Origin of the sequence: Aurantimonas sp. C2-5-R2 (genome assembly GCF_036549495.1) — a bacterium.
Classification (GTDB): domain Bacteria; phylum Pseudomonadota; class Alphaproteobacteria; order Rhizobiales; family Rhizobiaceae; genus Aurantimonas; species Aurantimonas coralicida_A.
The window spans coordinates 1-8,217 of the sequence record NZ_JAZHLJ010000114.1; the positions used below are offsets into that span (position 1 = coordinate 1).

General features: G+C 61.1%; 6 protein-coding genes and 1 pseudogene. 4 read left to right on the forward strand and 3 right to left on the reverse strand.

Annotated elements, in window-relative coordinates; genetic code table 11:
- The first annotated feature begins 650 nt into the window (after window positions 1–650).
- Window positions 651–1,838, forward strand: coding sequence for a methionine adenosyltransferase (gene metK, locus VQ044_RS22780; RefSeq protein ID WP_327649797.1), 1,188 nt, complete (start codon window positions 651–653; stop codon window positions 1,836–1,838).
- Between the two features lie 270 nt (window positions 1,839–2,108).
- Window positions 2,109–2,987: a hypothetical protein gene (locus VQ044_RS22785; RefSeq protein WP_327649796.1), complete on the forward strand. Its 879-nt coding sequence runs from the start codon at window positions 2,109–2,111 to the stop codon at window positions 2,985–2,987.
- Between the two features lie 151 nt (window positions 2,988–3,138).
- Here the strand turns inward: VQ044_RS22785 and VQ044_RS25910 are convergent, their stop codons facing one another.
- Window positions 3,139–3,339, reverse strand: coding sequence for a Tn3 family transposase (locus tag VQ044_RS25910; protein ID WP_442873009.1), 201 nt, complete (start codon window positions 3,337–3,339; stop codon window positions 3,139–3,141).
- Between the two features lie 415 nt (window positions 3,340–3,754).
- On the opposite strand from VQ044_RS25910, the pseudogene VQ044_RS22790 reads away from it, so the two are divergent.
- Window positions 3,755–4,075 (forward strand): annotated as a pseudogene (locus VQ044_RS22790) (nicotinate phosphoribosyltransferase); the annotation flags it as partial.
- Window positions 4,076–4,161: 86 nt separating this feature from the next.
- Here the strand turns inward: VQ044_RS22790 and VQ044_RS22795 are convergent.
- Together VQ044_RS22795 and VQ044_RS22800 are read right to left on the reverse strand one after the other, a co-directional pair.
- On the reverse strand, window positions 4,162–7,164 hold the full coding sequence (locus VQ044_RS22795; RefSeq protein ID WP_327649794.1) for a Tn3 family transposase: 3,003 nt from the start codon (window positions 7,162–7,164) through the stop codon (window positions 4,162–4,164).
- Window positions 7,165–7,173: 9 nt separating this feature from the next.
- Complete coding sequence (locus VQ044_RS22800) at window positions 7,174–7,782, reverse strand: recombinase family protein (RefSeq protein WP_327649792.1); 609 nt, start codon at window positions 7,780–7,782, stop codon at window positions 7,174–7,176.
- Window positions 7,783–7,932: 150 nt separating this feature from the next.
- On the opposite strand from VQ044_RS22800, the gene VQ044_RS22805 reads away from it, so the two are divergent.
- Window positions 7,933–8,217, forward strand: a 285-nt coding sequence (locus VQ044_RS22805) for a hypothetical protein (RefSeq protein WP_331827794.1), incomplete at its 3' end; no start/stop codon positions are given.

The following is an 8,217-nucleotide window of genomic DNA, read 5'->3' on the forward strand; positions in this document are numbered from 1 at the left end:
ATCGCTCCTTCGGGAGGTTCTGGCAGGCTTCAGAACCCGCCACGATACGCCGCCTTCTCAGGCCCCATCACCCATTTTCAGCCATAGCTCAAACAGGCGTGCGCGGTTAGCACAAAAAAAATTCAGTTTAAACCGCGAAAAGCAAATAGCTTTGTCTTAGCGTTTGTTCTGCGGGTGACCGAACCAGTTTTTGGCCGACCTGCGGAGAAAACCTTCTGTCCAGGATAGGTCCATTCGGACGACAAGAGGTTTTTGGTTCGCCGCCGGCTGATTCATCGGCCGTGCAAACCGAGGAACGATCCGGCCGCTGCTCCAGCAGGAGTAGGACCGTCCAGGCTGTGTCTCACCTGTAGAGATGTGAGTCGCAAAATCGTTCGTACCGTTTCTCGCACAAACCTGAACCGTGCGCGTGGTTGAGCAATTGAAAGAGCCCATGACGACCGTAATCGCAGAGCGGCAAAGTTTACAGAAGAGGCCAGCTCCGGATTATCGTGATTGGCCTCCATCGCGACGGAGCCTTGGGGATCCTGCTTTTTCATAAGCAGGACCTGCCCTTTCCCACTTGATCGGGCTTTGGCTCGACGTCTCACTCCAAACCGACAACTGCGTGACGGGCGTCGCGCACGCGCGACTGCTAGGGAGAGTTGTACATGGTGAATCGCAGCCGGTTGTTCACGAGCGAGTCCGTATCCGAGGGGCACCCGGACAAAGTCTGTGACCGTATTTCGGACGAGATCGTGGATGCGTATCTGGCCGCCGATCCGCAATCACGCGTTGCCTGCGAGACGCTGGCCACGACTAATTTCATATGCGTTGCCGGCGAAGTACGCGGTCCCTCCGATGTGCTGAAGGGTATCGAGGAACGTGTCCGCAATGCCGTACGAGACATTGGCTATGAACAGGACGGCTTCCACTGGAAGAACAACGAAATCGTCGTGAAACTGCACGAGCAATCAGCTGACATAGCGATTGGTGTCGATGGCGGCGTGGACAAAGATGAGGGCGCTGGCGATCAGGGTATCATGTTCGGCTACGCTTGCACCGAGACGAAGGAGTTGATGCCCGCTCCTATCGTCTTCTCCCACCGCATCCTGCAGCTCATGGCCGAGGCTCGACGCGCCGGCCAAGAACAGTTCCTCGGCCCGGACTCCAAGAGCCAGGTCACCTTGCGCTACGAGAACGGAAAGCCGGTCGCCGTCGATTCCATCGTCGTCTCAACACAGCATGTCGACGGGCTTGATCAGGTAACGGTGCGCGAAATCGTCAAACCGTATATCACCAGGGCACTGCCCCAAGGGTGGGCTTGTCCTGAGGACAAGCTCTTGGTGAACCCGACTGGCCGGTTCGTCATCGGTGGCCCAGACGGCGACTGCGGCCTGACCGGCCGAAAGATCATCGTCGACACCTATGGCGGCGTAGCGCCCCATGGCGGTGGTGCTTTCTCGGGCAAGGATCCGTCCAAAGTCGACCGGTCCGCTGCCTATGCGGCCCGCTGGCTGGCGAAGAACGTCGTCGCGGCCGGTTTGGCTGACAAATGTCAGATTCAGCTGGCCTATGCCATCGGGGTCGCCGAGCCCGTCGCGTTCTACATCGAGACTTTCAACACAGCGAAGGTGGACACTGACAAGATCGAGAAAATACTACGCGACATGGTCACGCTGACACCGCGCGGTATCCGCACCCAACTCAGTCTCAATCGGCCGATTTATGCCCGAACGGCAGCCTATGGCCACTTCGGCCGTGCTGCGGAGAATGACGGAGCTTTTTCTTGGGAGCGTACGAGCCTCGCCGACGAGTTGGCGCGGACATTCGGCGGCACGGCTCAAGCCGCCGAGTAAACCCACTTCTATCCAGACGTCGATCAGGAGATGACGCATGGTTCTGCATCTGTCTCCGGGCGGCGAGGTATGCCGATCGAGACCTACTGTTTCGCCAACACGATCGCCTGGCTGTCTACAAGAGGTCCCAGTCCGACGTTTTCGAATGCCTCTATGCCATCCTGCCTGAGTTCGACCTTCGCGTGTTCCCGAGACCGAAGCGGATAGAATGTGAAAAGCATTTCTTCCGTCCGTCGCTTGACGTAATATTGTGATACAGGAGATTTTACATTGAATAGTGCAAAATACGAGGAAACCGGCAAGATGAATATGAATTGCATTTACAATAAGCCGAACCCGTCTACGTATTTTTCAACATTATCTGATCTCGGCTACCGAATTCCTCAGGAAGCAAAACCACAATTTCAACAATTGATTGAGGCAAGGCGAAGCATCACCGAAACCGACGCCGCACGAGTTGTCGATCTGGGTTGCTCATACGGAGTGAATGGCGCACTTTTGAAGCACGGGTTTTCAATGGACGATCTCTACCGGCTGTACTCGGAAGTTGACGATTCCGAGATGCTTCTTGCGCGCGACCGCGAACTCTACGCGGAACCGGAAGATGCTGCCCTCGAAATGGTTGGGATTGATCTGGCCGACCGCGCCGTATCTTACGCGGTTGATGTGGGCATGTTGGACGCCGGCATTGTGACTGATCTCGAGACGATGGATCCGACGCCAATAGACGCCGCGTTACTTGAAAACGCCGATCTCATTATTTCGACTGGTTGCGTCGGCTATGTCAGCGAGATTTCGCTGGAACGGCTTCTGCGATCGAGCTTCGACAGCCGCCCGTGGATGGCACATTTCGTGCTGCGCATGTTTGACTTCGGAGCGTCGGAAGAAATGTTGACGCGTCACGGCTACGTCACGGAAAAGGTCGCCCATGTTTTCCCTCAGCGCCAGTTCGCATCGACCGAAGAGCGCCAGCAAGTGCTCGACAGACTGGAGCGAATGGGAATTGATGCTACGGGCATCGAGACGACGGGTTGGTATTTTGCGGAACTCCACGTTGCACGGCCCGAGGAGATCGCAAAAGCGATACCGCTTGATAAATTACTTGGAAGCACCCTCATGCAGGAGAACGTCTTTCTTGGTCCGCCTTGAAGCGCTGCGGTTATTGAAGCAAGGCGTAGCAATCCATGCGCTTGCGTTCGAGCACTCCACAGACGCTCAATGCTTGGGACTTCGCGTCGAACCCGGCATAGGCCCCAGTGCATTATTGGGACACAGATATACGGTAGGCATGTCGGCGCGATCATGAGGCGCCAATCCTAAGCGGCAGGAACCCTTCACCATCGACCATGAGATGATCTGACCAGACGTAATCGCCCGTGATGTTGATATGGTCCCAGCCCAACGGCGAGAGCTGGGGGATTATCCGCTCATCGAATGCCGTTCCGCGCCGGCGCATCGCCTCGACGACGCGACCCAGATAGCGACAGTTGAACAGGATGATGGCGGCGGTGCCGCCCCAAGGCGCTGGTGCGAGATGGCAACTCGGCGCAGAAGCATGTGTGGCGGGCGGGCATCATCCTCCTGAGCGCCGACGATGCATATCCATTTAGCGAGGTGAGGGCTTCCATTCCGGTAAAGGGAGCCGGAATGGAGACCCGCGCGATCTGTCGCGAAAAAGCCCGCTTGTGCGATGGCGCAAAAGCCTGTCGCTGGCCGAAAGTCTTGCGATGGGTCTCATTTGAGCGCCTCTATCGGCTTGGCGATCGGCCGAGGGCAAATTCGACGAGCCAATAGCCACCGAGGATTAAGCCCGTGGTGACGCCCACAGCAAGAGCGCTCATCGCCAGGCCAAGGGCGATCGTTGCACCGTCCCGCTCGGCGAGCCCGAAGGCGATCAGAAACACGGCGAGACCGGGCCGCGCGAGAAGCTGCTGGTGTTTTCCGACGGCATGGATTCCGACACCATTGAGCGGACCTATCGGCATTTCGAGGGCCGGGTGCGCATGAGCTTCGGCTGGGGCACCAATCTGACCAACGACTTCCGCGGCATGGCGCCGGAGCCGATGAGCGGGCTCGACCCCATCTCGCTGGTCTGCAAGGTCGCCTCGGCGAACGGCCGGCCGGCGGTGAAGCTGTCGGACAATGCCGCCAAGGCCAGCGGCGAGCCCGCCGCTATCGCCCGCTATCGCCGGGTGTTCGGCGAAGCCGCCTATGCCGAGCGCGAATTGGCGGTGTGACGACAGCCGAGGCCGCCGCACAAACGCTCCAGACGCTCCAGACGGGCTTTGAGTAGCAACGGAACAGAAAATACACATAAGCCCGCCTACAGGTCGTCGATTCCCGCCGCCGAAGGATTGCGCAGCGGCCTGAGTTCACCCCGAGCGACGGTATCGGACAAGGTGAAGGCGTAGCGGCCGAGCATGTTGATATGCCCGAAGCTCAACGGCGAGAGGTGAGCGACGTCCTCGGGCTTCACCTCGAATCCTTCGGCGCGCAGCTGGTTGAGGGCCGCGTCCATGTAGATCGTGTTCCATAGGACGATGACGTTGACCACGAGACCGAGCGAGCCGAGCTGATCCTCCTGGCCGTCGCGATAGCGCTGGCGAAGTTCGCCGCGCTTGCCGTGGAAGATCACGCGGGCAAGCCTGTGCCGAAGTTCGCCGCGATTGAGCTGGATCAGGATGCGCCGACGATAGCCCTCGTCGTCGATGAACCGCAGCAGGTAAAGTGTCTTGATCAGGCGGCCAAGTTCCTGGAGCGCTCGGGCCAGCTTCGTCGGCCGGTCGTTGGTCTGGAGCGTGCGCGTGAGACCGGCTGCCTGCACGACACCGAGCTTCAGCGAGCCGGCGAGACGCAGAAGATCGTCCCAGTGATCGGCGATGAGGCGCGTGTTGATCTTGTTCGACGCCAGATCGTCGAGCAGGCCGTAGTCGGCCTTTCCATCCACCCGCCAGAAGCGGGAACCGCCGATGTCGGCGATGCGCGGGCTGAACTGATAGCCGAGGAGATGGAAGATCCCGAATATAGCGTCCGTGTAGCCCGCCGTATCGGTCATGATCTCGGTCGGCGAGAGCTCGGTTTCCTGCTCCAGCACGAGGGCCAGGAGATACAGACTGTCGCGCAACGTTCCGGGTATGGTGATCGCGTTGAGCCCGGTGAACTGGTCGGACGCCAGATTGTACCAGGTGATGCCGCGCTCGTAACCGAAATAGCGGGGATTGGGGCCGGAATGGATGGTGCGCACCGGAACGACGAAGCGCAAGCCGTCGGCCGAGGCGACGTCGCCGCCGCCCCATGAATGCGCCAACGGAATCGCGTTCTGCGCCGCCACCAGCGCGGCATTGGCCGCGGTCAGCGTCTCGGTGCGTAGGAAGTTCTGCTTCACCCAACTGAGGCGCGATCGACGCAGCGCCGGATCGTCTCGTCGCAGCAGCGGCTCGAAGCCGGTATTGCAGGCTTCTGCCAGGAGCACGGCGCTGACGCTGGTGGTGATGTCCGCGGCGCGCGAGCCGCCTTCGCTTGCATGGGTGAAGTGGTCTGCAAAACCGGTTCGCGCCTGCATCTCAAGGATGAGCTCGGGCAGATCGACGTGCGGCAGTCTCGCCTCGACCGCGGCGCGCAGCGCGACGAGGCTTGGCGGTTCCTCGATCTTGTCGAGTTGGGCGACGGACAGATTGCTGCCGGCGGTCGTCGTCTCGATCGACAGGGCTTCATTGCCGGGCGCCCGATCGGCGGTTTCGCGATAGGCGAGATCCAGCCGTGACGAAAGTCCGGCCAGTTCCTCCTCGGCCGATGCCGAGACACCGACGGTGCGGCACACGACAGATCTTGCCGCTTCCCACGCGGCGCCCGACAGAAGACCCTTGCGGGGATCGGCGTAGCGCAGCGAGCGGGAGGCAAAGACATCGCGTCGTCGGATCGTTCGTCGGAGTTGATCGAGGACGCAGAGGCGATAGCCGAAAAGGTCGATCCCGCCATCGGCGGTTTTCAACTGGCCTGCCCACTCCTTCGGAGCGAAGGCCGCAGGCGCGGGTCCGGAGCGTTTGCGGCCGTCCTGAACGGCCCGCAGGTGTTCGACGGCATCGAGGAGAGACTTGCCTGCAGGCGCCGCATCGAGGTTGAGCCCCCGCAAGAGCGCTGGCGCGAAGCGGAACTGACCCCGATGTTTCCGAAGTTCCGCAAAATAGACGTCGTCGGGCGGTTCGGCGAGCGCGCCCACCCGCTCATATGCGGATTCGAGGCTATCCCTGCCCACCATCTCGAAGATAACGGTGCGGACCATGTGATCCGGTGTGGCCTCATCGAACAGGACAGCAATGCCGTCGCGCAGCTTCAGCGCCGCGGCATCGAGATCGCGAAGCGTGCGCATGCGCGCCTGCTTCGACACCGCCTGCGCGCTCGAGAAGATCGTCGTGGTGACGACGTCGAAAAGGTCGATCACATCGTCGCTCGCACTGGCTTCGAGCGTGCGGATGAAGGCAAGCAGCGTCGCGGTGCGCCGTTCGTCGGGAAGACGGGAAACAGCCTGCGCCTTGGCGGCCGACGCGAAACGGGCAAGGGCGGTAACGCGCCCGGGCGGCAGCCGGTCGATCTCCGGAAGACCATCCGTGATGGCGCGGATTTCTTCGAGACGCGCCATCGCCCGGCTGATCTCGGGCCCGCTCTGGATGTAGGGGCCATCCCGAAGACGGTCGAGCGGGCTTTGTCGGGCGCCTTCGGGCACGACGAGGAGAGCGTCGAGACGCTCGCGCTGTTCGGGCGTCACCTTATCGACGAGCTGGCGGAACAGGCGAGCGTTGGCACGACCGCGAATGCGGGAGACGGCCCGCTCGAGGACGGAAAGGCCCGGCAGCAGAACCTTGTTGGCGATCAGCCAGGATGCTGCGCGGTCGAACAGCGCCGATGGTCGATCGGTGCCGGTCCAGCAGAGGGCATAAAGAAACCGGCTCAGTCGGAACGAAACACCGGGGTCCGTTGCGACGCGATAGCCGTAACGGACCCTGATCCGAGGAATATGCCGGGCCCGGGCCCGGTCGTTCGCATAAGTGGAGATCGCGTCGGGGTCGTCGAGCCCGAGTTGCTCGGCCGCATAGCGCAACGCGGAGATCGGTGCCGTGGCCAGATCTTCAAGAAAGACGCCGAGCATGCGGACCGAGCCCAGTTGAATGGCAACGCCAAGTCGGTTGCGATCGCCGCGATGTTCGGCGACGAAAGCGCGATCGACATCGTCGAGATGAAAGTACCGGACCAGCTGATCGGAAGACGGTTCGTTCGCGAAACGTCCATAGCGCCGGATCTGGTCCTCGTTAAGGAAGCTGACCGGCATTTGCTTCTCCTATTGCGCGGCGCTCGTGCGCTTCTTGAGGAGCTTGTCGGCGCGCGGCCGGGGCTGGCCCTTGCTGTCGACGTAGGCGTAAAGGGTCGACAGCGAGACACCGAGTTGGGTCGCGACATCGCGCGCGCTGTTTTCCCGATCCGCCATCAGCGCCATCGCGGTCTTGAGCTTTGGCCTGGTCATCATCCGGGGACGCCCGCCGGTGCGGCCGCGGGCGCGGGCTGCCGCAAGACCCGCCATGGTGCGCTCGTGGATGAGGTCACGCTCGAATTCGGCGAGCGTCGCGAAGATGCCGAAGACCAGACGTCCCGTCGCCGTCGTTGTATCGACGTCACCGGTCAGCACCTTCAGGCCGATCCCCTGTTTCTGGAGTGCGCCGACGAGGCCGACGACATGGGGCAGCGAGCGCCCGATCCGATCGAGTTTCCAGATGACCAGCGCATCGCCATTGCGGGCGTTGTCGAGAGCCTGGGCAAGGCCGGGTCGTTCGGTGGCGCGGCCGGAACAGACATCCTGATAGATCTTATCGCAGCCGGCTTGCTCAAGCGCGTCGCGCTGGAGGTCGAGGCTCTGCTCGGCCGTCGACACCCGCATGTATCCGATCAGCATGGTGATGGCCGCCCCCCTCGTCCAACAACCTATCGAGGTATGGGTTTTGTGGCTATAGGTTTGTCCAGGGTTTTATATGAAATCGGACGATCGGCGCACCATGTCGGCTGGCGCGGGTGTTCGCGCTGCAGAAAACCGGGGTTTGTTGCGATGACAAAGCGCGACCGAAACGGCCCTTGTGTGTATTTTCTGTTCCGCTGCTACTCAGAGCCCCAGCCCGCCTGCGAGAATACGCCGGTCACCGATCTCGATGATCCGCGCGGCGAGCTTCTCCCAGGGCCGCAGCGTCTTCGTGGCGGTGCCCTCATAAACGAGGAGGGGCTCGCTGATGATCCCTCGATTTCGTGGCTCTTGCGCATGTTGTGTGGTCTTGAGGCGTGGCGACTCTTTCTAACACCGCAGATGATGCGGTGGAGGAAGCATGCCTCAAATATC

Excerpts from the sequence above, each read along its gene's own strand:
- metK (WP_327649797.1), top strand. The coding sequence starts at position 651 with ATGGTGAATCGCAGCCGGTTGTTCACGAGCGAGTCCGTATCCGAGGGG.
- VQ044_RS22795 (WP_327649794.1), bottom strand. The coding sequence starts at position 7,164 with ATGCCGGTCAGCTTCCTTAACGAGGACCAGATCCGGCGCTATGGACGT.
- VQ044_RS22800 (WP_327649792.1), bottom strand. The coding sequence starts at position 7,782 with ATGCTGATCGGATACATGCGGGTGTCGACGGCCGAGCAGAGCCTCGAC.